We start from the raw sequence: 26,712 nt of genomic DNA, 5'->3' as shown, positions 1-26,712 counted from the left end.
TTCCTTCCGTCAATGCTTGATGATCCACTTTCTCGCTAAAAACCCGCCTGAGCATAGGACGAGCACAAGGAGCCATCCTATCTGGCTTGTATCACCAGTTTGAGGATTTTCTTCTTGTTTCGTATCAGTGGATGCATCAGATTTTTTTGTTGTTTCTTGTGATGATGCATGCTTGTTTTTTGCACCTGCTGTTTCGTTCGAGCTGTTCGACGAAAGTGACTTGATGCTGCTTTCATCGAATTTCAGCTGGATGGTATAGTCGTGATCGTAATCAGCAGATTTCACTGTGACATGAATTTTTGACTTGATTGGTTTAGACAAGCTCTGCGCTTGGAATTGAACGAGCCTTGTGTTGGCTTTTTTATTCGTTGATAGAACCGTCGTGTCGACATAGCCGCCATTTCCCGGCACTTTAAATTCCGTTACCCAGCTGCTATTTTTAATGGTCATTTGCACAGTCAGTTTCCCATTTTTCACGATCACTTTTGCTGGCTTCAGCCAATAATCATTTGCCATAGAGACCGCATTTCCTTCGGCCTTCAGCACAGTATAATTGACGGAGTATGTACCATCATTTAACGAGGCAGCCTGTGCGTTTGAAAAGGGCAGTATAAGTGCCAGTAAACATGCAGCCATCAGGGCAGGCATTCTTATCCATTTTTTCATCAAACGAATTTCCTCCCTTTTTATTGAACAGTTGCTGCATCAAACTTGATGCGAATGTCGTAATTGCCTGTGTATCCAATGACCGGTACAGTCACACTCACTTTTGCTGGTACAACGTCTGTCAGGCTGGTTACATTGAATTCTACCGTTCTCTTATTAGCAACTGTGTTTGTACTGATCACCGTTGCATCTTTGTATACACCTTGATCAAGTGTTTTAAAACTTGTAATCCAAGAGCTGTTCGTTAACGTGACTTGTGCTTTGATTTTCCCATCTTTCACGACAAGCTTGGCTGGTTTTTCAAAATACGAATTTGCTGTTGAAGTCGAATCACTATCTGCTTTCCATACCACATATTGTGCTGAATATTGACCATCTGCTAAGCCTGCTGCTGAAGCAGAGCTAACCGGAGCTAGAGCAAACAATAGAACAAAGCTAAAGAATAATAAGATATGTGATGTTGAACGAAGTCCTTTCATCATGAACCCTCCTAAATGATATTGATAATTATTCTCAATAGACAATAAAAAAAATAACCTTTATCCGTGTGTAAAATCCACTCGTAAATGATTATGATAATCATTATCAATTGAGGTAAAAAAATAAATCTTTGCTTCTAAAAAGTCAAAGATGTTTGTTTCTAGATGATGAATTGATACTTGTTTTAGGCAATCTGTCCCATTCATGATACCATGGCATAACCTCCATTCCATTACAGGGAAAAGAACCCTCTTCTCCTTGATATTATATGATGGATGAATTTATTGTCAATATCCTTTTTCATACTATTGTCTTAGATTTCTGGAAAATCACAAAAAAATTTCGATCAGACAGACTGATCGAAATCAATTAGGAAGGGACATGTTCCCCTTCTTTGCTGTAATTTCGCTCTAAAGACCAAGCATACATTTCCCGAATAATCGGTTCAATTTTCTTTCCTTGTTCTGTTAACTCATATTCGATTCGCACTGGGATGTCGGGATATACTTTTTTCTCAACGAGTCCTTCAGCTTCTAAATCTTTCAGCCTTTCCGATAATAATCTTCCGCTGATGTTCATTTCATTTTCAAGCTGACAAAAACGTTTCGGCCCTGTCAAAAGCTGATTGATGATGAGAATGACCCACTTCTTCCCTAGAATCTCCATGGCATCTGTAATTGGGCAGCCATCTACTTGAGCCATACCTTACTCCCTCCTGCTTTTCTCTACTTTTTTTCATTATAACACAATTAATTACTTGAAATAAGTCACTAACTATTATATAGTTTAGTTACTAAAAGTAACAAGGTATTCATTTTTATAGATTATCTAAAACATTTGAACATGCTGATGCATATATCATGAAGGAGATGACCGAGCTTTGAATAAAATCGAGCAGCTAAGATTGGGTGTAACGGAATTGCACGTATCCAGCTTTGAGCGTTCTTTACCTTTTTATACAGACATTTTAGGCTTTACTCTATTAGAAAAGACAGAATCGACCGCCACTCTTGGCAGCAATGCAAAGGAACCGATCCTTTTACTGAAAGAAGATCCACAGCTGAAGGAGAAGCCTGATCATGAGCCGGGTCTTTATCATTTTGCCGTTTTATTACCTGCCAGAAAAAACCTGGGCACATGGCTGGCGCATGTGATCAAAAAAGGCTATCCTTTAATTGGAGCAAGCGATCACTTTTTCAGCGAAGCCGTATATTTAAGTGATCCAGACGGCATTGGCGTCGAGATTTATGCTGATCGCCCCGAAGACATTTGGGTCGGTGAGCATGGAGAGCTAAAAGGTGGCGGGAATGCTCCGCTTGATGGAGATGGTCTCCTGCAAGAAGCCGCGGATTCCACATGGGAAGGACTCCCGGCTGGAACAGTCATGGGACATTTGCATTTCCATCTCAACCCAGAAGAAGCTGATTCCTTTTATGTCAATACGCTCGGTTTTCATATCCGCATGGCTCCCCCAGCAAGTTTATTTATCGCTGCTGGCGTGTACCATCATCACCTTGCCTTTAATGCATGGGGACGCGGGAGAAAAGGAGCCATTGATCCACGCTTTTCAGGAATTAGAAGCTATACTCTGGTTTTTCCAAAAGAAGAAGATCGAACATCTGTCGTCGAACGTCTGACTAAAGCTGGCGTTTCCATTAAAACGACGGCAAAAAGCAACGAATTTATTGATCCATTTGGCGTTCTCGTTCGTTTACAGATTGAAGAAACTGACAAAAAAGAAGGTGCAGAATATGGACAAACACACAGAGCATAAAACAGCCATTTTAAAAGATAAAATCAAACGAGTACAGCAAGAAGACGGGTATATATATATCACTGGACCCATTAAACTGCCAGTGAATTTAGACGGTAGAACAGTGATGTTCAACTGGTATTCATGGTTAAAGGACGATGGAAAAGAACCCTTATCAGATGAAAATTTAATCGAAAGCCTTTCCTCCCGTGAGCTTGCAGATCACCAGCAATCAAGCGTCCTTGTTTACGGAGACTTCGAGCAGGCCGATGAAGCACTTATCCGCATGCATTCCATTTGCCATACTGGCGATATTTTCGGAAGCAAACGCTGCGATTGCGGGTTTCAATTGAAACAGTCCATGCGGATGATTGAGGACAATGGAGCAGGCGCCCTGTTTTATTTAGCCAACCATGAAGGACGCGGGATCGGTCTTTTCAGTAAAGCCATGGCCTACATTCTTCAAGAGAACGGCTACGATACAGTAGAAGCAAACGAAGCACTGGGCTTTGAAGATGACACACGTCAATATGAAGAAGCGATTGCTGTTCTTCAAACATTGCGTACAAAGCCAGTCAGACTCATTACCAATAATCCGAAAAAGACAGATGCCATCAGCCATGCAGGCCTTTCTCTTTCTGGACGAATTCCGCTTTGGGGTGATGTCTCTGAGTTCAATGAAAAATACTTACAGACAAAAATTAACCGCTCAGGCCATATGAAGGCGGATCAAGAGGTGCGTACGATTGCCACATCATGAGCGATATATGAAGCTAGCCCTTGAAAATGCACGGGCAATGAAAGGTCAGACTTCTCCAAACCCGCTCGTCGGGGCTGTCATTGTGCGAGAGAATGAAATTGTTGGTGTTGGTGCCCACATGAAGGCCGGTGAACCACATGCTGAAATTCATGCACTCAACATGGCTGGAGAAAAGGCAAAAGGCGCCACGATCTATGTGACCCTAGAGCCTTGTTCCCACCATGGCCGCACAGGCCCATGCGCTGAAGCACTTGTGAAAGCTGGCGTAGAAAAGGTGGTTGTCGCAGCACTTGATCCGAATCCGCTTGTGGCCGGCCGCGGAATTGCCATTTTACAAGATGCAGGTATCCAAGTAATCACGGGCGTACTTGAACAGGAATCCATTCTCATGAATGAAGTGTTTAACCACTTTATTACGAAAAAAACGCCTTTCGTAACGCTCAAAGCGGGCATCACGTTAGACGGAAAAATTGCATCTGCTACGTCTGACAGCAAGTGGATTACATCAGAGACATCCCGTTATGATGCGCATCACATTCGCAGTATCAACGATGCGATCTTAGTCGGTGCGCAAACCGTCATACATGATGACCCTTCATTAACTGCGCGGATTCCAAATGGGCATCATCCAATTCGAATTGTCTTAGACTCTAAACTGTCTACACCGCTGACGGCAAAGGTCGTCACCGATCAGATGGCACCTACGTGGATATTTACAACAAAGCAAGCCGATAAGGAAAAACGAGCCGCTTTAGAAGCAGCAGGGGTCAACGTCATTATGACAGATGGAGACACGCGAGTCCCTTTGCAAGAGGTGCTTCAAGTGCTTGGAGAAAGACAGGTCTCTTCCCTTATGATCGAGGGAGGCGGTCAAGTCAACGCTTCATTTTTAGAGCAGCAGCTTGTAGATAAATTGGTCATCTACATGGCACCTAAACTCATTGGCGGACGACTCTCTCCTTCCTTTTTCGGAGGCGAAGGCATACGCCTCATGAGTGATGCCATTGAACTGGATCACCTCTCTATTGAACAAATGGGGAAAGATATCAAAATAACGGGCTATCCCGTTTATCAATAATCATAAGGCTGTCGAGAAAATTTCGACAGCCTTATGATTTCTTTTTGAGATGCACCCTAAAAAATGTTTTCTACACCATTCTCTCTAAAAACTCAATTCGATTTCCAAATGGATCATCTACATAGAAACGGATTGCTCCGTCTAAGGGCTGATCTTCTTTTATCAGAATGTGATGTTTCATTAATGTCTCTTTTAAATTTGATAGACTCTTTACTTGAAAAGCTGGATGAGCTTTTTTCGCAGCATGAAATGGCTCTTCAATACCAATATGAAGCTGCTGATTGCCGCACTGAAACCAAACTCCACCACGTTTAGCTAGATGAATAGGCTTAGGTATTTCACTCATTCCTAACATGTCTCCAAAAAACAAACGTGCTTTCTCTTCACTCCCCTTTGGGGCAGCTAATTGGACATGATCGATCCCAAAGAAATTTGACACCATCGTTCTCCTTTCCTGTTCCTTTCATTTCTCAAACATGATGTTTTACTATCACGTTTGAGAAAAAGCCTAGGGTGATGTACTCAAGCCATATGATGTTGTCCATTCCCCATCAACACCATAAAATTTGTCGTAAAATGTTTCATGTGAAACATCTGTGACCTGATATCAATCTCCTTCTACCAGCCTGCCAAAGCTTTCGGGTGAAAGTCCCGGTGAAATGCGAAGGCGGTGTAAGGACATCATGCCTTGTTCCTTTTTGGCATGTCCTGGCTCAGTGGTCACAGCCATCTCATATCCTGCTTCCTTCGCCAGCTTCAGCGTGTCTTCGTTATAGCGTCCGACCGGATAGCTAACCATGATCGTTTGCTGAGAAAACCGCTGATCAAAGAAGGCTTTCGATCCTTTTAATTCTTCTTCCTGCTGCTTCTGTGATAAACGATTGAGCTCTAAATGATGAATGGTATGACTCTCAATTGATATACCGTGCGCCATCATGTCATCCATTTGAGCATCTGTTAAGTGATGCAGGCGGCCAATGGATTGCTCAATCATGAAAATAGTTGCTTTCATTCCATATTGTTTTAAAATCGGAAATGCCTTTATGTAGTTGTCCGTATATCCATCATCAAATGTGATGAGAACACACTTTTCACTTGGTGTCGAATTTGTCATGAGGACCTGATAGGCATCTTCCGGCGACAGCGTGACATAGTCGTTGTCTTTCAGCCATTTCATATGAGCCGCAAACTCGCTCATTGGCACACGTAACGAGTTGCCGCTGGAGATGCTGTGATACATCAAGATCGGAAGCGCAACTGGTTCCTTTTGCTGAATCCAGTTTTGTTTGTCTATCTCTGCCACTTCTATTTGATGTGTCTGTTTTGTTTCTTTTGCTTGTACTTGACCCTTTTCCTCTTTTCCTGCTTGCTGGTTTCCTTCTGTTTGCTGCTTCGTTCCCATACAGCCCGAAATCAGCAGCAAGACAAAAGCAACCGACATCCACATACATGTTTTTTTCATTCACCAATCCTGCTTTCTCTCTATCTACCGAATGATTATAACAGAAATTGGTTAATAGCTGACAGCTATTTTGACAGGGTGTTCATTTTTTTACACATTTCGATCATTTCAATGGCAAGCAGATGGATGGTCTCTGTTGTGAGCATTTGATCTTCTGCATGTATGAGCAGTAAAGAAAAGGGAAGCTGTTCACCCGCCGCCTCTTTTTGAATAAGCGACAAGTGCAGGTGATGAATGCTTCGAAACGCTTCCTCCCCTTTTTCAATCAACTGCTGCGCTGCTTCAAAGTCATCCGCTCTTGCTAGACGAATAGCTTCTACATAATGGCTCCTCGCCTCACCTGCATGGGCAATGATTTGAAAGGCTGCTCCCTGCATTTCCTCTAATACCGTCATCTGCTTCTCCTCCGATTACTCAAGATTCATTTGCTAGTTTCAATGCATGCTCTAGAATTTTGTCTCCGTTCGCTGTTCCGTATAATCTTACATTTACAACATCGACAGGGATGTGATAGGGTGCCGCCGTTTTTTCTGCTGCCTTTCTCATAAAGCTGACTTGCGGTCCTAGCAAAATGACTTTTACATCGTCTCCATGCTCTTCTAATTCATCCGCAATGGCCCCTTCAGGTATGGCATAAATATGATAATCCAGCCCTTTTGCTTCTGCGGCTGCTTTCATTTTAGACACAACGATTGATGTTGACATTCCTGCTGCGCAAGCGAGAATGATTCGTTTCATACTCCATCAACTCCTATTGATAAATGAAATCTGGTTCAACCTTGAGTTCTCTTGTTTTGATTAATGTTTTGTACCAATATGCTGATGCTTTCAGCTGACGATTCCGTTCATTTTCCAGCTGGATTTCAACTAATCCGTAGCGATTTTTGAATGCATTCATCGGTGAGACATTATCCGTAAAAGCCCATAGCATATATCCCTTGCAGTTTGAGCCTTCTTTTTTCACTTGAAGGGCCCTTTTCAAATGCTGGCTGATAAATGAAATGCGGTATTGGTCATCAATGATGCCTTCTTCGTTTTTAAACCGCTCTTCCTGCTCTACCCCCATACCGTTTTCAGCTACAAACCACTCAATATTCCCGTATTCTTCTTTGATTCTCATGCCCATATCATAGACGATATCCGGATAGATTTCCCAACCTCTAAATGGATTCATTTTTCTACCTGGAAGTTCAAACATATCGTAATAATAGGATGGATGAAACGGTGTTCCTTCGTTCCAAGCCTTGCTCGGCGCCTTGACACGATGCGGATAGTACAAATTGAGACCTACCACATCTACTGTATGATCTTTGATGATCTGAAGGTCTTCCTCTGCTGCATCGAAAAGAATGTCATGCTTTTTCAATACATCAAGCAGTTCCTCAGGATACTCGCCTTTGATGGAGGGATCTAAGAACACGCGATTAAAAAACAAATCATACATACGGGCCGCCTCTTGATCATGTGGAGCCGTAGATCTTGCATACGTCACTTCTGGATTAAGAATGACCCCGATTTTTGCACCCGCAGATTCCTTCAATCCCATTTCCCGAAACAGCTTCACTACTTTTGCTGTCGCCAGAGCTTTATGATAGTTCCACTGCATCCACTTCTTCGTATTCTGTTCAAAGGGATAACGGATTGCATCTAAATAAACACGTGTCTGAACAACAATAGGTTCATTAAAGGTAAACCAATGTTTGACCCGGTCTCCATAGCGCTCAAACACCTTCTCTGCATAGAGAACAAACAGCTCCACAACGTGCTTAGATGACCAGCCGCCGTACTTTTCAAGTAAAACAGCAGGAAGTTCATAATGCTCTAGGCAAAACATCGGCTCTACACCTGCAGCAATCAGTTCATGAATCAAATCATCTATATAACGAGCATAGGTCTCATCCACAATCCCATTCTCGTAATCTATGAGAAACCTTGACCAATTGATGGACGTTCTGTAATGAGTTAAGCCAATCTCCTTCATGAGGGCTACATCTTCGGGATACCGCTCGTAAAAATTCGTCGCTCCTGCCGGCCCATACCCGTTGTGCCACACGTGATACCCTTCCTTATACCAGAGATCTATATACGAATCCTGATGCGGCTGCTTTCCTTTCCAGCCTTCCGTCTGCCAAGCAGAAGCCGCAGCACCTAGGATAAAATCATTCGGTATATTCATTTTGTTCATGTGCCACCTCACCCTTCTTCGTTTGAATTTGAAGTCCTTCCCAAATCCCTTGTACATACATAGCCCCAAGTGCTCGGTCATATAAGCCATAGCCAGGTCTGCCTGTCTCACCAAAGATCATTCGCCCATGATCTGGTCGGACATAGCCAGTAAATCCTTCCTCAAACAACGCCTTCACAATCGCTCCCATATCAAGACTGCCTGCTGACGATAGATGAGCCGACTCTTCAAAATCACCGTTCTCATACAACTTGACATTACGTAAATGAGCAAAGTGTATTCGCCCTTTTTTCGCATACTTTCTTGCAAGTGAAGGAACATCGTTTTTCACATCACAGCCGAGGGAACCAGAACAAAAGGTGAGACCGTGCTGCGAGCGGTCATCAATCTGAAGAATACGATCTATATGTCGTTCACAACTGACAATACGAGGCAGGCCGAATATATCCCAGGGGGGGTCATCTGGATGCAGTGCCATATTGATGTTCTCTTCCGCTGCAACCGGAAGGATATTTCCCAGAAAATAAACCAGGTTCTCAAATAACCCTTCAGCTCCCAAATCCCTGTATGCAGCCATCAATTGTCTCATTTCTGCCTGCGAATAAGACGTATCCCATCCCGGTAAGGAAAGTTGATCTTTCTCTATATCCATATGTTCAAGCTGATGCTGAAAATAGACAAGGGTTGTCGATTGATCAGCTAGTTGAAAATCGAGCTGTGTTCGTGTCCAATCAAGGACAGGCATAAAGTTATAACAAATGACCTTCACACCATGTTTGGCTAATCGGCGGATATTTTCTTGATAATGCTTAATATAGATATCCCGGCTAGGTTTCCCTAGCTTGATATCTTCATGGACTGGAAGACTTTCTACGACATCAAAAGTAAGATCATGACTTTCAATTTGCGCTTTTAATTGAACAATACTTTCCTCTGGCCACAGATCACCAGCCGGCACATCATAGACGGCACTGACAATGCCTTTCATGCCTGGAATTTGACGAATATATGAGAGTGAAACAGGATCTTCCTCCCCATACCACCTAAATTGCATGTTCATTCATGAACCCTCCTTCTATTCTGAATCAGGTGCAGCCTCTGGCTTCCGGTTGGACAAAAGGACAAACGGCAAATAAATGAAGACTGCGACGACAATACAGATCAGCTGTGTGATAACAGCCCCCATGCTGCCAGCAGTAGATAGCCAAGCATTCACAATCGGGGGTGTCGTCCACGGCACCATCACGACTGCTTTTCCAGCAAAGCCTGTAGCCGTTGCGATATAACCAATCGTACCTGTCACAAGCGGTGTGATGATAAACGGAATCGCCATCACAGGATTCAGCATGACGGGTAATCCAAAAATAACTGGCTCATTGATGTTGAACAATCCAGGTCCTGATGAGAGCTTGGCAATGCTTCGCATCTCTTCCCTTCTCCCAGCGATAAAAATCGCAATCAAAAGCCCAATGGTCACACCCGAACCACCAATACTCATATACACATCCCAAAATGGCATGGTGATAATATTCGGAATCTCTTTTCCCTCTTGAAATGCCGTCATATTCACTGCAATCGACCCTAATAACAGCGGCTCCCGAATCGGCTTAATCATTTGGTTGCCATGAATACCGATCACCCAGAAAAATTGAGCCACAAACATCAACGTTAAAATGCCTGGCAGGCCCTGCACAACACTTTCAAGCGGACGCTGCACCACGTTATACACTGCTTCATGCAAATAAATGCCTGTCAAACGGTGAAACGCAAATCCGAATGAACTAATGATTGTAATTGTAATGATTGATGGAAAAAGTGAAGAAAAAGACGTCGCCACATTAGATGGAACAGAATCTGGCATCTTGATTTGAAGCCATTTCACTTCGGTCAGCTTACAAAAGAGCTCAACAGATACGATGGCAATGATCATGCCTAAAAATAAACTTTTTGGATCGGAGAATTGTCTCGCCAGGACATCTACCACCTCGCGCATTGATCCATCGACCTCTAGAAGAAGAGTCGTCGGTATAACAGATATGAAGGATATCAATGCCATCAAGCCCGGGAACAAAGATTTGTGTCCATTGATTTTTCCAAGCTCGATTCCGATAAGGAACACAGCCCCAATCGTTAAAAAGTTCAGCGTGGCATAATTGATTGCCTTCATAATTGGCTGAAGCTCTGCTAAAAATCTGAATATCTCAAAATGAGCAAGCCCTGTTTCCGGACTCATGATCATATTCGCCACTAGTACAGCAAAAGCCCCCGTAATGATGATTGGCATCAGCGTGACAAATGCTTGTTTAATCGCCATAATATATTTCTGATTGGTAATGCGGTAAGCGACATGTCCCATGACGTCTGCCGCTTTCTCTTTGAAGCTCATGATCCATCTCCCCCTTTACAAAAACTCGTAATCATCCTCCTTTTTGATGTTATTTTAAAAGCGCTTTCATTAACATCTAATCTTTTTCCTCACAGATGCGGAAATGGGTGTCCATTTTTTTCATCTGGCTGTTCCAACACGTGAAACGCTGCGGTCAACTCCTCAAATGAAGCAGCTTTGATGATTTGCTCGACCACTTCCTTCTGCTCTGTCAGCCGCACAAGAAATTGATAAAGAGACTGCAATTCTTTTTGATACGTCTTTTGAATACTTAACAAGCAGACGACCTGTACTCGCTCTTCGCCCCATAGCACCGGCTTTCTCAACGTACAGATCGCACAAAACGTATCATCTGTTGCCGGTTTAATTGGATGGGGGATCGCGACCAAATGACCGAATGACGTAGGTGACACTTGCTCTCTTTCCAGCAATAGCTGTTCGAACTCATCCGGTATGCGATTTTGTTCCTGCAATACTTTCACGAAGAATTGAAGAACCTCTTCCCTTGTTTGTAGATCTTGCTGAAAAAAAGTCATCTTCGGACTGACATATTGCAAGACCCCCATATTCTGTGCCCCCTGTACAAACCGTTTCAATCTCAAAATATCCTCTTCACTGAGAATGGTATGTACATCAATCACTGGCACGGGCAGTGTGTTCCGAAGCGGAATGGTACTAATGATAAAATCTATACTTCTCAGGTCATACGACAGAAGGTCACCAACACTTGCAGTTCCAGCAATCTCGAGCCTTCCGCTAAAGGCGGCCTTCAGCTTATGAAGAAGAAGCTGACTGCTGGCGACACCCGTTGCACACACAATCAGGCATTTTTTTCTTACATGTTGGGTGTTTGTCCGCTCTATTGCAGCACCAATATGGAGTGCCAAATATCCAATTTCATCCTCATGAATCTCTACATTCTCTTTTTCCTTCAGCCATCTGCCCATATATATGCCTGCCTCAAACGCAATTGGATAATGCCTTTTAATGTCTGATAAATAGGGATTTCGAATGTTCATGTCATACTTGAATCGATGAATAGCTGATCTCAGATGAAGGCTTAGTCCTACGATCAGCTCCTTGTCTGTCTGAATATCCAGTGACATGTGCTTTTCGACATAAGCAAGTAATTGGTGGGTTAAACGAAAATGATCTTCATCAAGCATGTGAAATAGTGTGTGGCCCGTTTCTCCATATGCCACCATTTTTGCCCCCATTAAATGAATCGCAATATACGCCATTTCAGATGCAGGAAATTCTATACCAAGCACGTGACGCATATCTTCTGCCATTTGTCTCGCCACTTGAAAAACAGGCTGTGTTTGAATGTCTTTTAGTTCGGCCTCTGGCATCATGACCAGCTTTTTCTCTTCGATTCGTTTGCACGCGATGGCGATATGTGTCACTAAGTTACTTAAACCGATCTCCGACACATGAAGACCGCTTGCCTTTGTCCGTGAACGCACCATATCCTGAATCAATTGATACGTTTCTTCGGGTAAAAGCGCAGGATTTGGATGCTCCTGCTGAAATACATGCTCTGCGAGACAGTACCTTAATTTCATTTCATCCCCCGTCAGCCTTAGTCCATATTTAGGCCGATGTGAAACAGAAAGTCCATGTAAAGAAAATAAGTGCCTTACTGCTTTCAGATCATTTTTCACGGTAGATTCACTCACAAATAATTCCTCAGCCAATTCGTCTAATTTGATATAGTCTTCAGACAATAAAAGCCTTCTCAGTAAATAAAAGATGCGGTCCTCTGGCTGATTTGGAATGACCTGATTCTTTTTTTCATTTCTTTCTCTCATGGACTTTTTCAAAAATGTACGAAATGCTCCATAATCCTCGACAGTCAATGTATATCCTGCTCCGCGTTTTACATGAAGTGTCGACCCATGTTCTTCCAATATTGATTTAAGCGCTTTCAAATCAGTTCGAACTGTTCGTGATGTGACGCCTACCAGGCGGGCAATTTCTTCACCTGTCAGCTCCTGCTCCGCCTGCATTAATCGCCTCAGCAGCTCCTCCTGACGTAGAGATAACATAGACTCCCCTCCCTTAGTCAATTACTTTTGCCTATCATCATAAACGAAAATAGAACTCTTTGCCCAGTTTTTCTTTCGACTCGGGAACTTCGTTATAGCTCAAACGTATGAATATGAAACAAGAGGAGGGATACATCATGTTTGTGATCATGATCATATTGGCTTCTTTAGGCGCCATCGTTGCCCATATCCTTACACCGAAGGATAAGCGCACATCTTCTAAACATTCTGCACATCACAGTTCAACAACAAGTCACTATACTGATTCGTATACACATCACGCTTCTAATGCCTCCTGCGGGGGTGATGCAGGCGGAAGCGGCGGATGTGACTAAAACAAAAAAACAGCCGCTGTTCGGTTTAGCCGGCTGTTTCATTTATTTGATTAAAGAGCTTTCCAGCCCCGTTCGATTAAATGTTTGACATCCTTTGCAAAATCCTCGCCCTTTTCCATCACATCTTGGGCTCTTCCAGCAAAATTACTAGCGACAGCGAGCTCCATTTTTTTTAACTCAAAGTGCATAATTTTTTGGTCAATCTCCGTAATATAGGTTTCATACTCATGGTTCACAATGTCGTGCATCGCACGATAGGCTTCTTTCCGATGGCGGTGAAAATCTGTTCCCCTCTCACCTTTCCATGACAAATCTAGAGCAGGCTTCTTGATTTCCTTCATGTCAGACTGCGCAAGATCTTGTTCTGTTCGAATATTACTTTTGGCTGTCTTTAACCGAGAGATCATTTCGTCAAATTCTGCACGCTTGTTTTCAATTCCCATATGCAGATGGTGCAGCATCTCGGATAAACTCATGTCATCCACCTCTATTGGACCTCATAAGAAAGCACGGCGCCAGAGTCTTGGAAACCGAGCAGATCACCTGCTTTTTCCAATCCTGACATTTCTATCGTTCGCTTTCATTAAGTATAGTATAAGGTGAAAAGCCTTAGGCTTAAATAGGGAAAAGGTGTCCTTTTACCATGAGGTTTGAAAAAAAACGGAATAATACAAGGTCATAAATCCTGAATTATATATGAGTCTTTGAGACTATATTTCAATTAATATTCAACTATGCTGTCAATAAAACGATTGTGACACATTATTTTGCAGCAATCGCTTCGTCCTGTTCTTTTAATGTTTTCACATTAGAGCGTGTATCCTGAACATTTTTGATCAAGGCTTCTTTAAAGCTTGAAACCATTTCGCCCACCTCTGCTTCACGTGCCGTCCACTTGGTCACAAATTCAAGGCTGTTTTCACCAGCTTTATCTGCTGCTTTTTTCATTGTTAAAGCTTCAACTGCTTGGGAGACTTCATCTAGTTTATCCATGACTGTTTGGTAGTTTAACTTAATTTGTCCCATTGTGATATCCTCCAGATTTGTTCAGCGTGAGGGCAGCTTTACAAGCTGCTCCATGCTTTTGAGATCAAACGTTTTGCGTCTTCTACTGCGTCTTCTCCTTTTTCAGCCAGACGTGCGGCGTCTCCAGCTAAAGAGCTGGCAAAAGATAAGGCAGACTGCTCAGCTTCTAATGTACTGATTTTGAATTCAATGCGGCTCACATAGCGTGGGTATTTGTCATTCACGATCGTTTGCAGCGCATCGTGTGCTTCATTCCGCTTTGATTTAAAATCTTGGCTCCGCTCACCTTTCCAAGAGGCCCCAAGCTTTGGCTGCTTGATTTGCTTTAGGTCTGTTTCTGCCGCATTTTGTTCACGTTCAATCTTACTTTTCGCTTTTTTGAGTCGATCGATTTTCTCTTCGATCTCTGCCTTTTTATTTGAAATGCCACCGTTAAGGGCAGACAGCATATCCGATAAGCTCATATGGGTTCCTCCTCCTGTCAAAAAATAAAAACGCTGCTTAGAGTCCCTCTAAACGAGCGTAATGGCGAATCGTACTTTTTCCAATATTGTTATTATAAGGTTCAAAGACTCATGTTTGAATAGGGATTTGTGCCCTTTTTATGGTATAAATATGCTTTCGATCTACCGCATACCACACCTTGAGCTCCCTTTTATAAGGGGTCAAAATACACATTCGTCCATTAGACGATACATATAGTCTTCCGGTCCTAGGACAAACAAAAGCCGCCCCTCTCACGGGACGGCTTTTGTAAACGCTTATGATGCCGCTTCTTCTTTTTCTTGCTGGTCTTTCACGTACCAAATGAACTTCCCTGTATATCCATAGATGATCGCAAGTCCAATGGCGACAAAGCTCAACCACATGAATGGTAAATATGAGAATGTCGACACGCCGAGAATCCCTGCCATGTAAATTCCGTTATCTGACCATGGAACCATACCAGAGGTAAGCGTTCCTCCGACCTCAGAGTTTCTAGATAACACACGTCTGTCTAATTTTAATTTGTCATAGCTTTTTTCCATGATTTTTGGTGTAAGAATGATGGATACATACATTGCACACCCAAAAACGTTGGCAAAGAATGCTACAAGAATTGTGGACAGTGTCACATTTCCCGCATTATATAGCTTTTTCTCAAATGTTGAGACAATGACTTTCAATACACCCAGATGTTCTAATACTCCGCCAAAGCCAAGACCCAGGATAATGACGACCAAAGAGCCGAGCATGTTGACCATTCCACCACGATTTAATAATTGGTTAAGGAAGTCTACATCTGATTGAATTGAAAATCCATTGTATGCTGAACCAATTGCATCACTTGGATTCGTTCCCTGAAAAGCAAATGCCCAGACCGCCCCAAACAAAGCACCAATCGCAATAACCGGTAAAGCAGGCTTTTTCATCACGAGTAAAACAACAACAATCAGAGCTGGAATGAGCATAAACACATTAATATTAAATGTATCAAGCAAGGCATTCTTTAAAAATTCCACCTTCTCTTGATCAATATTGCGCCCTCCATAGATAAATCCAGTCACTGTAAACATAATAGCTGTAATAACAAAGGCCGGTATGGATAATACCATCATCGCTCTTACATGTGCGAGCACCTCAACCTTTGATAAAGACGAGGCAAGAACTGTACTGTCTGATAGCGGAGAAAGCTTGTCTCCAAAATAAGCGCCAGACAACACTGCACCTGCTACGATTGGCAGGGGAATTCCTAGCCCTTCACCGATCGCAACCATGGCAATACCAGCTGTACCAACTGTTCCCCAAGAAGTACCTGTAGCAACAGACATGATCGCACAAATAATTAATGTTGCGAGTAAGAAGATATTCGGATGAATAAACTCTAGTCCATAATAAATGAGTGTAGGGACAACGCCACCCGCAATCCATGTTCCAATTAAAGCACCGACAGCAAGTAAAATTAAAACAGCTTCAAGCCCATTTGATATTCCTCTAGTAATAGCATTCTGTAAATCTTTATAAGAGTGCCCTAAATGAAGACCAAGTCCAATTGCTAGAAACCATGAAATAAATAAAGCCAGTTGAATATCTAAGTTAAAATAAATAGTAAAGGATAAGACAATCGCTAAAAATAGCCCTAGTACTGCGATGATCTCTACCATAGATGGCAAGCGAACCGATTTCAATGTTTGTTTCCTCCCTTTGTGCGTGCGTTAAGCGTTTTCAAAATATTGCGAAAAAAGTGTGTCAATTTGAAAGAAAATGAATTGCCTGTTTTTTCTCTCTTTCACAGGCAATTCCACATATTAATAAAATAAATTTTTTGATATTATTGTCGCTCTAGCAGCTCTTCACCGGCAATACCAGGCTTTGTCATCTCGTAAGGATTTAAAATAATATCAAGTTCTTCTTCCGTTAAAACATCATACTGCAAGCAAAGATCTCTGATCGATTGTCCCTTTAAAATCGCTTCTCTTGCAATCCTAGCGGCTGCTTCATAGCCTAAGTGAGGGTTCACGGCAGTGATCACGCCCGCACTTTTTTCTACATATTCTTTCAAACGTTTTTCATTTGCTTCGATGTCCACTAAACAATGATCTGTGAATGAGCGGAATCCGTTGTTCATTATACTAATAGATTGAAGCAAGTTAAAGACCAAAACAGGCTCCATCACATTTAACTCCAGCTGACCTGCTTCAGAAGCAAGACAGATGGTGTGGTCGTTCCCAATGACCTGGAATGCGATTTGGTTAATGAGCTCTGCCATCACTGGATTGACCTTCCCAGGCATAATGGATGATCCCGGCTGACGGGCTGGCAATGCAATTTCAGCAAGACCTGCACGTGGACCAGACGCCATTAAGCGAAGGTCATTCGCAATTTTAGACATGTTCATCATACATACCTTTAATGCAGCAGATACTTCTGTGTACGCATCTGTATTTTGCGTAGCATCAACAAGGTGCTCTGCGCCTACTAATGGCAGCCCTGAAATGTCAGCGAGTTTCTTCACCACGATCTCAATATAGCGAGGATCTGCGTTAAGGCCTGTCCCAACAGCTGTCGCACCCATGTTGACTTCATATAAATGCTGTTTTGATTGGTTAATTCGTTTAATATCACGGCTAAGCACACGGCTGTATGCTTCAAACTCTTGTCCCAAACGGATCGGAACAGCATCTTGTAGATGAGTACGCCCCATTTTGATCACATGATCGAATTCTTGTGCTTTCTTTTGAAATACGTCCTGCATGGCTTGCATCGTCTCAAGCAGAATGTCTAACTGCTTCAGCACAGCAATATGGATCGCAGTAGGGAACGAATCATTTGTCGATTGCGACATGTTGACATGTGTGTTTGGACTTAAATGAATGTAGTCACCCTTTTGATGTCCCATGATCTCCAGGGCTCTATTCCCAATGACCTCATTGGCATTCATATTCATGGAAGTTCCTGCGCCGCCTTGAATTGGGTCTACGATAAAGTACTCATGGAGCTTGCCTTCAATGACTTCATCCGAAGCCTGAACGATGGCATTGCCAATTCCTTCATATAGACGTCCAACTTCCATATTGGCTTGAGCGGCTGCTTTTTTGACGATAGCAAAGGCTCTAATGAGTTCCTCATGCATGCGATATCCTGTAATCGGAAAATTCTCTTTTGCACGAAGGGTTTGAACACCATAATACACGTCTGCCGGAATTTCTTTTTCACCAAGAAAATCCTTCTCGTAGCGATAAGTTGCTTGAACCATCTTGTATGACCTGCTTTCTATAGTTAAATCACTAAATCTTCTGCGATTGGCGTTTCCATAATCTTTTTCACTTCTCGTGGATCTGTTGTTTTGCCTAATGCCCACATGAGCTTCGGCACGATGGCTTCTGTGTTCATGTTGCGTGAACGTGCCACCAGTTCTTGATTGATTTTGCGCCCTACTTCGTACACACTCATGTCTTCTCCTTCTTCGAGACACTGAGTTGTGATGACAACAGAAATGCCTTCTTCCAGCAATTCGTTGATTTTTTCTAGAAGGTTTCTTCCTTCGAAAGGAATGCCGCCGCTGCCGTAGCTTTCAATGACGACACCTTTGTATACACCTTTGATTGAATCTAAAAACTCAGGCTTCAGCCCTGGGTGCAGTTTTAATAAACAAACATCTGTGTTCAAGGATGCATCTAATTTAAGCGGTTTCATTGGTGATCTTTTTACTTTGCTATTGTATTCAATTTGATGGTTTTCAATCGATGCAATATATGGGTAGTTGATGCTTTCAAATGCATCGTAACTTTTCGTTCTTAGTTTGATTGCACGCGTTCCTTGAATGACCCTGCCATCAAACACGACATACACCCCGCCAACGCCGTCACATGCAAAGCGAATCGCATCTGTGATGTTTTTCTTCGCATCTGTTTTCTTAAAGGTAATCGGAATTTGTGAACCTGTAATAACGATCGGCTTATCAGGATTTTGTAGCATATAAGATAGTGCTGCTGATGTATAGGCCATTGTGTCAGTTCCGTGCGTGACGACAAATCCGTCATATTGATCATAATTTTCATAAATGGCTTTTGCGATATCCACCCAGTATTCAGGCTGCATATTGGTACTATCTATACTCATCAGGGACTTTGTGTCCATTGTGTACTCTGCATTAATTTCGTTTAAATAGCTTAAAAGGTCCTCAGCTTTAACACCTGGAGCTAAACCATTTTCACTCTCTACAGATGCAATCGTCCCACCAGTCGTTAAAAGCAATAATTTCTTCAACAGGTCCACCTCTTTCAGTAAAATTACTTCGTTTGTCACACATATTATAAGCCAGCTTGTGCTATTCTATAATATACGCTTTACGCGTACCTTCATTGCCATTATAGTCACATAACGCGAATTAATCAAGAAATTATTACGCATAACGCGTACACTCTATGTCAAAATATGATATACTGTTGTTGTATATAAAGGAGCGTTCATGTATGATACTCGATCGTTTAACCACCCTTAGAAAGAAGAAAAAATGGTCTCTCCAGCATACGGCAGATCGCCTAGGTATCGCCAAAAGCACCTATGCCGGTTACGAATCTGGGTACCGACGACCTTCGCTTGAAGCAGTGAAGCTGCTGGCTGATTTGTATGATACGTCCATTGATTTTTTACTTGGTAGAACGGACGAGCCAGAGATACAACGCAAAATCTCTGATATCAAAATTGAACTGACGGAAGCAAAAGAAGGAACGATCTATGTAGACGGCGTTCCACTAACTGATGAAGAAATCAAACAGCTTGTTGCCTTTATTCGGGCGAAAAACACTCTGAAAGTATAAACACAAAAAAGAGAGGTCCCTGTCATACGGGTACCTCTCTTTTCCCTTTCATATCAGCTGCTGCTTACGACAGCTCACTTAATTCCTCTAACCGCCGCTTTGCTTCTTCTTTATTAAAGGAACTATAATAGCGATAATTCTCATCGTCTAAGATGCGGTAATGCTGGCTTAGTACATTTTGCTGGAGACGAAACGCACCTTTTTTCACAGACGTTCGCCACCAAACCTTTCCGCCAATCGTACGTTCAACCGATAGATGCAATTCATCATGTGCCACGACTTCCAAAATCTCGAGCGGATCATCCCCAAGTGTTCCTTTTAAAATGTCACTATCCCTGAATAATGCACATACGGCCGCCGATTGTGTCCAGTTGAGGCGGAGTCTATTTTTTTCTACTTGCTGCACATGCCGCTTTGATAGACCAAGCACCTCAGCCATACGATCCTGCGTATAATTCTTTTCTTTTCGAATTCGTGCCATTTGTTCTGTGACGAGGTCGATTACCATTTCTTTGTCCATCTCTCATCACCTCTTGAATGTTCAGTCTTTACTGACATCATACACGATTTCTTCAAAAAAGTAGCGTCTCATCTCATGAAATCATGACAAATTCAGCTTAGTTAACCGGCTCTTCGCTCTGACCATGCTGCTGTCTCCAATTCTGTTGGGCTGTCTCATGTAAATATGGATATATGTCTTGCTTGACGGTTTGCTCAAATACTTCTTCATCTAAAATACTGTACGCCGGAATCTTTATTAATTTCCCATCTATTTTACGAATGAGCACATCCATGAAAAGAAAGCCCCTTATACTGTACCGATGCCTACGCATATCAATGGATTGGATATCTTGAAAAGGGATCTTTTGTTGTTGATACAAAACAGCGCCATTCTCTCCGAGCTGAATGCGAAAAATGACATTTCCTTTCTTCGTAAAAGCCGGCAGGATCATCAAAAAGGATATGCATCCGTAGACAATGCCTAATAGTCCGCCTAAAAATAAAAACAACGTATAATTCGATTCAAATGTAAGAGCTTCTGAAAATAACCAAATACCGATGATACCAAAGCCGCCCGTTGCTAAGAATGCCCATACTCTTAGAAAGAGCCTGCTCCTCACTTCTATTACTTCACTTGGATTCAAGCGCCATTCTCCTTTTCCCCATTAGAATATAGAACGTAATCCGTCTCTATGAGCTGTCTCTATGCGAAATTCGTTTTCCTTGATCCCAGACACAAGCCAAGAATGCCTCTCCCCCGGAATAACAAATATCATAGATTCTACATCCGGCGTATTGTTTTTGTCATAAGCGACCTTCATGAGGGAGTCCATTTTCCCTTTTCTTGCCCGCACATCAGAAACAAATGCCATCACAAGCTCTTGGTTCTCTGCTTGGTTTAGAAAAGAAAGCCATTCACCTTTGCCTTCGCTGGCTTGTTCTAACAGCATTTCAAATTCCTCTGCCTGCAGGTTGATGACGGATGTGGGGTGATCACTCATGTGTATGTTCAAGAAGGTTGTCACTTGCTCCTCTGTCTGCTGATCGTCTTTTAGTTTGTGGATCTGATGCACTTGCTGGTCATAAAGCGTATGATGCGCATACACACCTGCCTGCGTCGTATGAAAGGACGTACTGACCTCTTCATCTAACGCGCCAAATCTTGAAGCCTTCACGGTATGCGATGCATCATTCATGGCCTGAATGAAATGCCGGTAATCTTCTTTATAACGGTATTGTCTGTTTCGAAATTCCAGTACGCCCTTTGCCAGCAGAGAGCGGCATGCGATTTCAAATAAAAAACCAAGACGTTCATCCTCTACTTCTGGATAATAAGCTTCCTTTAATGACATGCCTTGTTCAAAATAGCCTTCACTGTAAAAACTAAAGATGAGCTCCTCGATACTTAGACTTAGCTGATCCAACTTGATCTCTCCTTATCCAAAAGAAAATGCGCCCTTCAAGAAATCACCTGCACCTTTCATCAGCGAATCTGCGGTTTCTTTTGTTTTTTCTATTCCTTTATGTATCATCTGATTTGCTTGATCAATGGTGTCATTGACTGCTTTTACCCCTTGACCCGCCAGTTCAAATGCTTTTTTCCCTTTGTCGACGACCGCATGAATCGGGTCTTTCAATTTCACTGCGACCTGTTCTGCAAAACCGGATGTAAGTTTGGCGACTTTTTCACCAATAAATCCACCCACTGCCGATCCTATCGCTCCGCCGACTACTGTTCCAATCGGCCCTGCAAAGCTTCCAAGAGCGCCGCCGACAACGGCACCTGCAACGGACCCGCCTGCGATAAAGACCGTATTATTCACTGCATTTCCAACTGCCTTTGCATTTTCACGCTTGAGCACTTCCGGTTGATCACCGAATTCTGCATAGTTCTCAGCAATTTTCAAACCACAGCCAACCGTTTCTGTTGCACCTGTGACAACCGTTGCAATGATGGCATTTCCTTTCGCAAATCTTGCACCATTTTTCAGAACAGACTTGATTCCAGCTGTGTCCTTCCAATTGATACTTCCTTTTGTGAAATCACGGACACTGTTTGTAAACGCAACCGTGTCGTCAGGATAAAATTTTGTGAATTTCTTATGGACCAAATCAGCCATCGACCAGTTCGACCGTTTTAATAATTCTTTTTTACTCAGCCAAATCCTTGCCAACCGGTCAAATCTCGTTCCTTCGACCCGGCTTGTCAGATCAAGAAGCAGCTTTGAATGCTGCGCTGCATAGCGGCCATTTTCCCTCAAGAAGGTCGTCATCCCAAGCCCATAGTATTTCGCCTGCATCATCACAATACCAGCTAAGCTCGTGAGTGTACCATATTGATCATAAATGCTGTACATTTTCCTTAAAATATCATCAGCTTCGACCATTTTATCCTTGGCATGACGAATGGCAATATCATCACTGCTCAATTTGCTGATTAAGGCTTGGCCAGCGCTCCATGCGTCTCCAACTCCAGAAAAACAGCTTCTATAACGAGGATCACAGCCTAGGATCAGACCATCCAGTTCACTATGTAAATCGTGATGCTTTGTTTCAATGACCGAAAGCTCTCCTATCACATCATTCGCCAGCCCTGTCAACTGATCTGGGTCCACTACAATGTCACGTGCCATCACATCATCTCCCTTCTCGAGCTCTTTCTCTCCGTTCTTCTCTTCTTTTTCGTTCAAGCTCTTCCATTCGAGCAATTTCAGCTTTACGCTCCTCGATTTTGGCGGCTGCATCCCGCAGTTCCTGACTTGTTTCAAGCAAATCCTTTTCAAATTGATCATAGCGTGCCGCTGTTTCCTCAAAGCTTTGATCAAATTTATTTCTTGCTTCTCCTTGCCAGCCTGATCCCACTGCCTTCAACCGGTTCTCAAGCAGCTGCTTTGACTGCCGAATGTCATCAGCCGCTTCTTGAAACTTTTGAGCGAGTGCCAGCGTTTGACTAGAATCCAACTTTCGCACCCCTTTCTCCCAAATTAACGTACAAATGGATGATTTTATATGTCCTCATTATAAATAAAAAGACACCCAAAAAAATCACCCTAAAGAACCATTCAGCACATCACAAAATAAAAGTAGGCCTTTTTTCTCCCCAATTGTCAGAGAAAGCCTTTTTTGTTACGAAGCACATTCAAGACATGATAAAATGAACGTATTCTACAAAAGGAGTGACGTATTGATGAAAGACGAAATGATCCAGCGTTTCACACGTTATGTAAAAGTGGATACCCAGTCTGATGCAGAAAAAGAAAGCTGTCCATCGACTGAGGGACAGTTGAACCTAGCGAGGCAGCTTGTTGAAGAGATGAAAGACATCGGCATTCAAGAAGTGACAATGGATGATAACGGCTATGTCATGGGAACGATCCCATCTAACACAGACAAAGAAGTGCCGACCATTGGCTTCCTGGCTCATATCGACACAGCCACTGACTTCACTGGCAAAAATGTAAAACCGCAGATCCATGAGAACTACCAAGGCGGCAACATTACGTTAAATGAAGATCTACATATCGTCTTATCTCCAGCTCAGTTTCCAAATTTACAAAAATACCGAGGACATACACTGATCACCACTGATGGCACGACCTTACTTGGTGCAGATAACAAAGCAGGTATCGCAGAAATTATGACCGCCATGCATTACCTCATTCAGCATCCAGAAATCAAGCATGGAAAAATTCGAGTCGCCTTCACACCAGACGAAGAGATCGGCAGAGGGCCGCACAAATTTGATGTTGATGCCTTTGGCGCTTCTTATGCTTATACGATTGACGGCGGGCCGCTTGGAGAGCTTCAATATGAAAGCTTCAACGCAGCAGGTGCAAAAGTATCAATTAAAGGAAACAGCGTCCATCCAGGAACAGCAAAAGACAAAATGGTCAGTGCTGCGAAGATCGGAATGCTCTTTCACAACAAACTTCCTTCAGACGAATCTCCAGAATATACAGAAGGATACGAAGGCTTTTTCCACCTCACGAGGTTTGTAGGAGAAGTAGAAGAAGCAGAGCTGCAATATATTATTCGTGATTTTGATAAAGAAAAGTTTAACAAACGCAAAGCATTATTTGAAAAAATCGCGAATGACTTAAAAGCGGTATACGGTGAAAACAGCATTACCCTCAGCATTCAGGATCAATATTACAATATGAAAGAAAAAATTGAGCCGGTGAAACATATCGTGGACATCGCTCATGAAGCCATGGAAAACCGCTCAGTGACACCTGTCATTGAACCGATCCGCGGCGGCACAGATGGTTCACAGCTTTCATATAAAGGACTCCCAACACCAAACATTTTTACTGGTGGAGAGAACTTTCACGGTAAATATGAGTTCATTTCTGTGGAAAACATGCTAAAAGCAACAGAAGTCATCGTAGAAATTGCACGTTTATTTGAAGAAAAAGCATAAATATGTTTAAAACCGTTCCTGTTCGGGAACGGTTTTTTAATGAAAGTTTACAATTTTCTGAAACTTCTGTGACACTTAATCGTACTAATAGAGACAACCCCAGAAAAATTCTTCTTGACGAGTGAAATAACTGGAAATATAATAGTTACAAACGACCAGTATTTTAGACCTAAATTAGCAGATAAACTAAACCTTAAGGACTAAACTGAGTCTGCTGCTTATTTTCAGTTATAAACATCACTCACCCTGTCTACACTGAAAGAATAGGATGAATTGGAGGAATGTCATATGATGATTTTATTGATTATCGCTTCACTTTGCTGCTACTTACTACTCTCTTTCAAAAAAGATAACCGCACCCAAAAACGAAAAAGCGCAGAGCTTTCGGAGTTCGAAATCTTTCGTATGCGCCGCCACTACAACGGCAAACGCCGCCACCCACTACACAATGCACCCAAACAAGTATAAATTGAAAGGAAGAGCCTGATCAGGGGCTCTTTTTGTTTGCAAATAACCGATTCAGACACATCAAAAACGACCAAATTCATGGCCGTTTCTCTTTTTTTATTTATACACCTTCGCAGGAACTTGAATCATAGGGATTCCTTGAGAGTATGGTGCGATTTCATATGGCTGGAAGACAACTGCAATTCCCTTTTTCGTGAAGTAATACTGCGTGTTGTAGTCGATTTGAATATCACTTTTTTTCAGGTCCGCATAGAATTTACTTTTATGCTTCTTCGTATATTTATAGATATAATCTCTTACTTTCGTGCGTTTTTTCTTTGTTTTCACAACATCTGTTAAGTACAACTGCTTTGTCTTTTTCTTTGTTAACACATAGTTCATGCTCGTGACCATCGTATCCCCATGCATGGTGCCGTCATTCATGTAATCATAGTTTAAGAAACTTAGTTTCTTCCCATTGTTAAATTTCGTTTCGAACGATCTCTCGTACGTGATCTTCCCAATGCCTTCTTTTTTCGCTTCGTCCTTTAAGAACAAGTACATAGAATAGGAGAATGCGATATCTTCTTTTAAATCATGGTTGATGGTTTTCATATGCGCCTTACTAAGGTTTTTCACCTGTGCATATTTGAACGTTTTTTTCTTCTTATAATAATGTGTGCTTACTTTTGCTTTTTTTGCTTGTTTGGCATCTGCAGATCCAACTGGAGCAAACAACGAAACAATCAGCGAAAAAATGAGCAGGCTGATCGTTAAGCTCTTTTTCATTGTCATAGTAAAAACCCCCATTTTTGTCTATTACCAACTGAGTATACCATGACAAAAGAACCAAAAAAGTATTTTTTCCATATTATCCTTTCTTTTTCCACATCAGGTTTGTTTACCGTTTTCATTAGTTCCTGTATGCTTAATATAGAATGTTAGATGAAGTGTGGTGTTTATCATAGAAGAGAATATTTTTAGTCATATTAGAACAACGTTTCATAGTTTATCTCCAACACAGAAAAAGATTGCCAATTACATTTTGCAAAACCCTCAGAAAGTTGTGCTTCATTCCATTAGTGCGCTCGCCGCTGAATGCAACACAAGTGAAACGACGATCTTTCGGTTTCTACGAAAAATTGGCTATGAGTCATATCAAGTGTTTCGCGTCCACATCGCGCAGGATATTGCGACCAATACGCCCCAATCAATATACGGCGAGATCGAGGCATCTGATAGTGTCGCAGATATTAAACACAAAGTCATAGAGTTAACAACAAACTCGATTCAGGATATGAAGCATATTCTAGAAGACCAGGCTGTGACAAAGTTTATTGAGAAAATGAAGCAGGCACATAAAACTGTCTTCTTTGGAGCAGGTGCATCCGGTTTTATTGCTGGAGATGCCTATCATAAATTCCTTCAGCTTGGTTTTGAAGTGAGTCTATGCAGTGATCCTCATATGATGAATATGATTGCAACCCATGCAACGGAACATGATTTTATCGTTGCAATCTCACATTCAGGAGAAAGCAGAGAAATCCTGGATGCCGTGCAATTTGCTAAGGAAAAAGGAGCAGCAATCGCTTCGATCACGAGCTATCCAAAATCAGAGCTCGCCAAGCGATCTGATTTTCATCTGCTCAGTTCATCAAGAGAAACAACCTATCGCTCCGACTCAATGATTTCCCGTATTAACCAGCTTGTGATCATTGATGTTCTGTACGTTGCAGCTGTTTTAGAACTAGGACCACATGCGATCGAAAACGTCAAACGATCTCGATTAGCCGTAGCTAAAAATAAAACATAAATGGCATAAGACCGGAGCTGATTCCGGTCTTTTTTTGTGACTTCCCTCA

The 26,712-nt window shown here is 42.3% G+C and carries 31 protein-coding genes; 8 read left to right on the top strand and 23 right to left on the bottom strand.

From position 1 onward, the window contains the following. Positions 1-9 precede the first annotated feature (9 nt). The 3 genes from isdC to BK049_RS09300 all read right to left on the bottom strand — a co-directional run bounded on the left by isdC (position 10) and on the right by BK049_RS09300 (position 1,848). Complete coding sequence (gene isdC, locus BK049_RS09310; RefSeq protein ID WP_034738274.1) at positions 10-666, bottom strand: heme uptake protein IsdC; 657 nt, start codon at positions 664-666, stop codon at positions 10-12. A gap of 20 nt (positions 667-686) precedes the next feature. Then, complete coding sequence (locus tag BK049_RS09305) at positions 687-1,145, bottom strand: NEAT domain-containing protein (RefSeq protein WP_071168366.1); 459 nt, start codon at positions 1,143-1,145, stop codon at positions 687-689. A 370-nt stretch (positions 1,146-1,515) separates the two neighbouring features. Further along, entirely contained in the window at positions 1,516-1,848 is a 333-nt protein-coding gene (locus tag BK049_RS09300; protein WP_008355508.1) for a winged helix-turn-helix transcriptional regulator, read from the bottom strand. A 178-nt stretch (positions 1,849-2,026) separates the two neighbouring features. On the opposite strand from BK049_RS09300, the gene BK049_RS09295 reads away from it, so the two are divergent. The 3 genes from BK049_RS09295 to ribD are packed head-to-tail and all read left to right on the top strand — an operon-like array spanning position 2,027 to position 4,737. Beyond that, positions 2,027-2,920, top strand: a complete 894-nt coding sequence (locus tag BK049_RS09295; protein WP_008355510.1) for a VOC family protein — start codon at positions 2,027-2,029, stop codon at positions 2,918-2,920. Next, positions 2,898-3,659, top strand: a complete 762-nt coding sequence (locus BK049_RS09290; RefSeq protein ID WP_071168365.1) for a GTP cyclohydrolase II — start codon at positions 2,898-2,900, stop codon at positions 3,657-3,659. Before BK049_RS09295 ends, BK049_RS09290 begins: the two co-directional genes overlap by 23 nt. Next, positions 3,646-4,737, top strand: coding sequence for a bifunctional diaminohydroxyphosphoribosylaminopyrimidine deaminase/5-amino-6-(5-phosphoribosylamino)uracil reductase RibD (gene ribD, locus BK049_RS09285; protein ID WP_071168364.1), 1,092 nt, complete (start codon positions 3,646-3,648; stop codon positions 4,735-4,737). The genes BK049_RS09290 and ribD overlap by 14 nt, the downstream gene beginning before the upstream one ends. A gap of 70 nt (positions 4,738-4,807) precedes the next feature. Here ribD and BK049_RS09280 read toward each other — a convergent pair whose 3' ends face one another. From BK049_RS09280 to BK049_RS09245, 8 genes are all read right to left on the bottom strand, one after another. Then, a complete protein-coding gene (locus BK049_RS09280; RefSeq protein ID WP_082194718.1) occupies positions 4,808-5,176 on the bottom strand; it encodes a VOC family protein in 369 nt (122 codons plus the stop codon). Between the two features lie 168 nt (positions 5,177-5,344). Next, positions 5,345-6,199 (bottom strand): polysaccharide deacetylase family protein, encoded by an 855-nt coding sequence (locus tag BK049_RS09275; protein ID WP_008355517.1) that lies wholly within the window; start codon positions 6,197-6,199, stop codon positions 5,345-5,347. A gap of 65 nt (positions 6,200-6,264) precedes the next feature. Continuing rightward, positions 6,265-6,594: a PTS sugar transporter subunit IIA gene (locus tag BK049_RS09270; RefSeq protein WP_008355519.1), complete on the bottom strand. Its 330-nt coding sequence runs from the start codon at positions 6,592-6,594 to the stop codon at positions 6,265-6,267. Positions 6,595-6,613: 19 nt separating this feature from the next. Further along, entirely contained in the window at positions 6,614-6,937 is a 324-nt protein-coding gene (locus BK049_RS09265; protein ID WP_008355521.1) for a PTS sugar transporter subunit IIB, read from the bottom strand. Between the two features lie 13 nt (positions 6,938-6,950). Beyond that, complete coding sequence (locus BK049_RS09260) at positions 6,951-8,384, bottom strand: glycoside hydrolase family 1 protein (RefSeq protein WP_034738262.1); 1,434 nt, start codon at positions 8,382-8,384, stop codon at positions 6,951-6,953. Continuing rightward, positions 8,359-9,444 carry a mannonate dehydratase gene (locus BK049_RS09255; protein WP_071168363.1) on the bottom strand — a complete coding sequence of 362 codons (1,086 nt, stop codon included), beginning with the start codon at positions 9,442-9,444 and terminating at the stop codon, positions 8,359-8,361. The genes BK049_RS09260 and BK049_RS09255 overlap by 26 nt, the downstream gene beginning before the upstream one ends. 15 nt (positions 9,445-9,459) lie before the next feature. Continuing rightward, a complete protein-coding gene (locus tag BK049_RS09250; protein WP_008355527.1) occupies positions 9,460-10,770 on the bottom strand; it encodes a PTS sugar transporter subunit IIC in 1,311 nt (436 codons plus the stop codon). Positions 10,771-10,859: 89 nt separating this feature from the next. Then, complete coding sequence (locus tag BK049_RS09245; RefSeq protein WP_071168362.1) at positions 10,860-12,818, bottom strand: BglG family transcription antiterminator; 1,959 nt, start codon at positions 12,816-12,818, stop codon at positions 10,860-10,862. Between the two features lie 137 nt (positions 12,819-12,955). Here BK049_RS09245 and BK049_RS09240 point away from each other — a divergent pair, with 137 nt between their 5' ends. Then, positions 12,956-13,153 (top strand): hypothetical protein, encoded by a 198-nt coding sequence (locus BK049_RS09240; protein WP_071168361.1) that lies wholly within the window; start codon positions 12,956-12,958, stop codon positions 13,151-13,153. A gap of 50 nt (positions 13,154-13,203) precedes the next feature. On the opposite strand, the gene BK049_RS09235 is transcribed toward BK049_RS09240, so the two are convergent. The 6 genes from BK049_RS09235 to BK049_RS09210 all read right to left on the bottom strand — a co-directional run bounded on the left by BK049_RS09235 (position 13,204) and on the right by BK049_RS09210 (position 18,928). After that, positions 13,204-13,629 (bottom strand): YwqH-like family protein, encoded by a 426-nt coding sequence (locus BK049_RS09235; protein WP_071168360.1) that lies wholly within the window; start codon positions 13,627-13,629, stop codon positions 13,204-13,206. Positions 13,630-13,915: 286 nt separating this feature from the next. Next, positions 13,916-14,179, bottom strand: coding sequence for a YwqI/YxiC family protein (locus BK049_RS09230; protein ID WP_008355536.1), 264 nt, complete (start codon positions 14,177-14,179; stop codon positions 13,916-13,918). Positions 14,180-14,217: 38 nt separating this feature from the next. Next, positions 14,218-14,643, bottom strand: coding sequence for a YwqH-like family protein (locus BK049_RS09225; protein WP_008355538.1), 426 nt, complete (start codon positions 14,641-14,643; stop codon positions 14,218-14,220). 297 nt (positions 14,644-14,940) lie between these two features. Next, complete coding sequence (gene nhaC, locus BK049_RS09220) at positions 14,941-16,347, bottom strand: Na+/H+ antiporter NhaC (RefSeq protein ID WP_071168359.1); 1,407 nt, start codon at positions 16,345-16,347, stop codon at positions 14,941-14,943. A 143-nt stretch (positions 16,348-16,490) separates the two neighbouring features. Beyond that, positions 16,491-17,915 carry an aspartate ammonia-lyase gene (gene aspA, locus BK049_RS09215; RefSeq protein ID WP_008355541.1) on the bottom strand — a complete coding sequence of 475 codons (1,425 nt, stop codon included), beginning with the start codon at positions 17,913-17,915 and terminating at the stop codon, positions 16,491-16,493. A 23-nt stretch (positions 17,916-17,938) separates the two neighbouring features. Then, positions 17,939-18,928 carry an asparaginase gene (locus BK049_RS09210; protein ID WP_008355543.1) on the bottom strand — a complete coding sequence of 330 codons (990 nt, stop codon included), beginning with the start codon at positions 18,926-18,928 and terminating at the stop codon, positions 17,939-17,941. Positions 18,929-19,134: 206 nt separating this feature from the next. On the opposite strand from BK049_RS09210, the gene BK049_RS09205 reads away from it, so the two are divergent. Continuing rightward, on the top strand, positions 19,135-19,482 hold the full coding sequence (locus BK049_RS09205; RefSeq protein ID WP_008355544.1) for a helix-turn-helix domain-containing protein: 348 nt from the start codon (positions 19,135-19,137) through the stop codon (positions 19,480-19,482). A gap of 64 nt (positions 19,483-19,546) precedes the next feature. Here the strand turns inward: BK049_RS09205 and BK049_RS09200 are convergent, their stop codons facing one another. The 5 genes from BK049_RS09200 to BK049_RS09180 form a co-directional block, all read right to left on the bottom strand. Continuing rightward, positions 19,547-20,002 (bottom strand): helix-turn-helix domain-containing protein, encoded by a 456-nt coding sequence (locus BK049_RS09200; RefSeq protein ID WP_008355546.1) that lies wholly within the window; start codon positions 20,000-20,002, stop codon positions 19,547-19,549. 97 nt (positions 20,003-20,099) lie between these two features. Beyond that, on the bottom strand, positions 20,100-20,627 hold the full coding sequence (locus BK049_RS09195; RefSeq protein WP_071168358.1) for a YfjD family protein: 528 nt from the start codon (positions 20,625-20,627) through the stop codon (positions 20,100-20,102). Positions 20,628-20,648: 21 nt separating this feature from the next. After that, positions 20,649-21,407 (bottom strand): hypothetical protein, encoded by a 759-nt coding sequence (locus BK049_RS09190; protein WP_071168357.1) that lies wholly within the window; start codon positions 21,405-21,407, stop codon positions 20,649-20,651. A 12-nt stretch (positions 21,408-21,419) separates the two neighbouring features. After that, complete coding sequence (locus tag BK049_RS09185; protein ID WP_071169210.1) at positions 21,420-22,616, bottom strand: DUF6861 domain-containing protein; 1,197 nt, start codon at positions 22,614-22,616, stop codon at positions 21,420-21,422. 4 nt (positions 22,617-22,620) lie between these two features. Then, a complete protein-coding gene (locus BK049_RS09180; RefSeq protein WP_008355553.1) occupies positions 22,621-22,944 on the bottom strand; it encodes a WXG100 family type VII secretion target in 324 nt (107 codons plus the stop codon). A gap of 226 nt (positions 22,945-23,170) precedes the next feature. On the opposite strand from BK049_RS09180, the gene pepT reads away from it, so the two are divergent. Both pepT and BK049_RS18860 read left to right on the top strand, forming a co-directional pair. Then, on the top strand, positions 23,171-24,403 hold the full coding sequence (gene pepT / locus BK049_RS09175) for a peptidase T (RefSeq protein WP_008355555.1): 1,233 nt from the start codon (positions 23,171-23,173) through the stop codon (positions 24,401-24,403). A gap of 288 nt (positions 24,404-24,691) precedes the next feature. Next, a complete protein-coding gene (locus BK049_RS18860; RefSeq protein WP_082194719.1) occupies positions 24,692-24,871 on the top strand; it encodes a hypothetical protein in 180 nt (59 codons plus the stop codon). 96 nt (positions 24,872-24,967) lie between these two features. Here BK049_RS18860 and BK049_RS09170 read toward each other — a convergent pair whose 3' ends face one another. After that, entirely contained in the window at positions 24,968-25,645 is a 678-nt protein-coding gene (locus tag BK049_RS09170) for a DUF3298 and DUF4163 domain-containing protein (RefSeq protein ID WP_008355557.1), read from the bottom strand. A 160-nt stretch (positions 25,646-25,805) separates the two neighbouring features. On the opposite strand from BK049_RS09170, the gene BK049_RS09165 reads away from it, so the two are divergent. Further along, positions 25,806-26,663 carry a MurR/RpiR family transcriptional regulator gene (locus BK049_RS09165; RefSeq protein ID WP_174549226.1) on the top strand — a complete coding sequence of 286 codons (858 nt, stop codon included), beginning with the start codon at positions 25,806-25,808 and terminating at the stop codon, positions 26,661-26,663. The last annotated feature ends 49 nt before the right edge of the window (positions 26,664-26,712 follow it).

The organism is Bacillus xiamenensis (genome assembly GCF_001857925.1).
Lineage (GTDB): Bacteria > Bacillota > Bacilli > Bacillales > Bacillaceae > Bacillus > Bacillus xiamenensis.
This window is presented reverse-complemented; position numbering and strand designations above follow the sequence as displayed.

What these genes read in the sequence shown, in the direction of transcription:
- BK049_RS09205 (WP_008355544.1), top strand. Translation starts at nt 19,135, where the DNA reads ATGATACTCGATCGTTTAACCACCCTTAGAAAGAAGAAAAAATGGTCT.
- BK049_RS09270 (WP_008355519.1), bottom strand. Translation starts at nt 6,594, where the DNA reads ATGACGGTATTAGAGGAAATGCAGGGAGCAGCCTTTCAAATCATTGCC.
- BK049_RS09200 (WP_008355546.1), bottom strand. Translation starts at nt 20,002, where the DNA reads ATGGACAAAGAAATGGTAATCGACCTCGTCACAGAACAAATGGCACGA.
- BK049_RS09255 (WP_071168363.1), bottom strand. Translation starts at nt 9,444, where the DNA reads ATGAACATGCAATTTAGGTGGTATGGGGAGGAAGATCCTGTTTCACTC.
- BK049_RS09185 (WP_071169210.1), bottom strand. Translation starts at nt 22,616, where the DNA reads ATGGCACGTGACATTGTAGTGGACCCAGATCAGTTGACAGGGCTGGCG.
- aspA (WP_008355541.1), bottom strand. Translation starts at nt 17,915, where the DNA reads ATGGTTCAAGCAACTTATCGCTACGAGAAGGATTTTCTTGGTGAAAAA.
- BK049_RS09290 (WP_071168365.1), top strand. Translation starts at nt 2,898, where the DNA reads ATGGACAAACACACAGAGCATAAAACAGCCATTTTAAAAGATAAAATC.
- BK049_RS09225 (WP_008355538.1), bottom strand. Translation starts at nt 14,643, where the DNA reads ATGAGCTTATCGGATATGCTGTCTGCCCTTAACGGTGGCATTTCAAAT.
- BK049_RS09265 (WP_008355521.1), bottom strand. Translation starts at nt 6,937, where the DNA reads ATGAAACGAATCATTCTCGCTTGCGCAGCAGGAATGTCAACATCAATC.
- BK049_RS09170 (WP_008355557.1), bottom strand. Translation starts at nt 25,645, where the DNA reads ATGACAATGAAAAAGAGCTTAACGATCAGCCTGCTCATTTTTTCGCTG.
- isdC (WP_034738274.1), bottom strand. Translation starts at nt 666, where the DNA reads ATGAAAAAATGGATAAGAATGCCTGCCCTGATGGCTGCATGTTTACTG.
- BK049_RS09235 (WP_071168360.1), bottom strand. Translation starts at nt 13,629, where the DNA reads ATGAGTTTATCCGAGATGCTGCACCATCTGCATATGGGAATTGAAAAC.
- BK049_RS09240 (WP_071168361.1), top strand. Translation starts at nt 12,956, where the DNA reads ATGTTTGTGATCATGATCATATTGGCTTCTTTAGGCGCCATCGTTGCC.
- BK049_RS09275 (WP_008355517.1), bottom strand. Translation starts at nt 6,199, where the DNA reads ATGAAAAAAACATGTATGTGGATGTCGGTTGCTTTTGTCTTGCTGCTG.
- pepT (WP_008355555.1), top strand. Translation starts at nt 23,171, where the DNA reads ATGAAAGACGAAATGATCCAGCGTTTCACACGTTATGTAAAAGTGGAT.
- BK049_RS09250 (WP_008355527.1), bottom strand. Translation starts at nt 10,770, where the DNA reads ATGAGCTTCAAAGAGAAAGCGGCAGACGTCATGGGACATGTCGCTTAC.
- BK049_RS09260 (WP_034738262.1), bottom strand. Translation starts at nt 8,384, where the DNA reads ATGAACAAAATGAATATACCGAATGATTTTATCCTAGGTGCTGCGGCT.
- BK049_RS09305 (WP_071168366.1), bottom strand. Translation starts at nt 1,145, where the DNA reads ATGAAAGGACTTCGTTCAACATCACATATCTTATTATTCTTTAGCTTT.
- BK049_RS09300 (WP_008355508.1), bottom strand. Translation starts at nt 1,848, where the DNA reads ATGGCTCAAGTAGATGGCTGCCCAATTACAGATGCCATGGAGATTCTA.
- BK049_RS09245 (WP_071168362.1), bottom strand. Translation starts at nt 12,818, where the DNA reads ATGTTATCTCTACGTCAGGAGGAGCTGCTGAGGCGATTAATGCAGGCG.
- BK049_RS09230 (WP_008355536.1), bottom strand. Translation starts at nt 14,179, where the DNA reads ATGGGACAAATTAAGTTAAACTACCAAACAGTCATGGATAAACTAGAT.
- BK049_RS18860 (WP_082194719.1), top strand. Translation starts at nt 24,692, where the DNA reads ATGATGATTTTATTGATTATCGCTTCACTTTGCTGCTACTTACTACTC.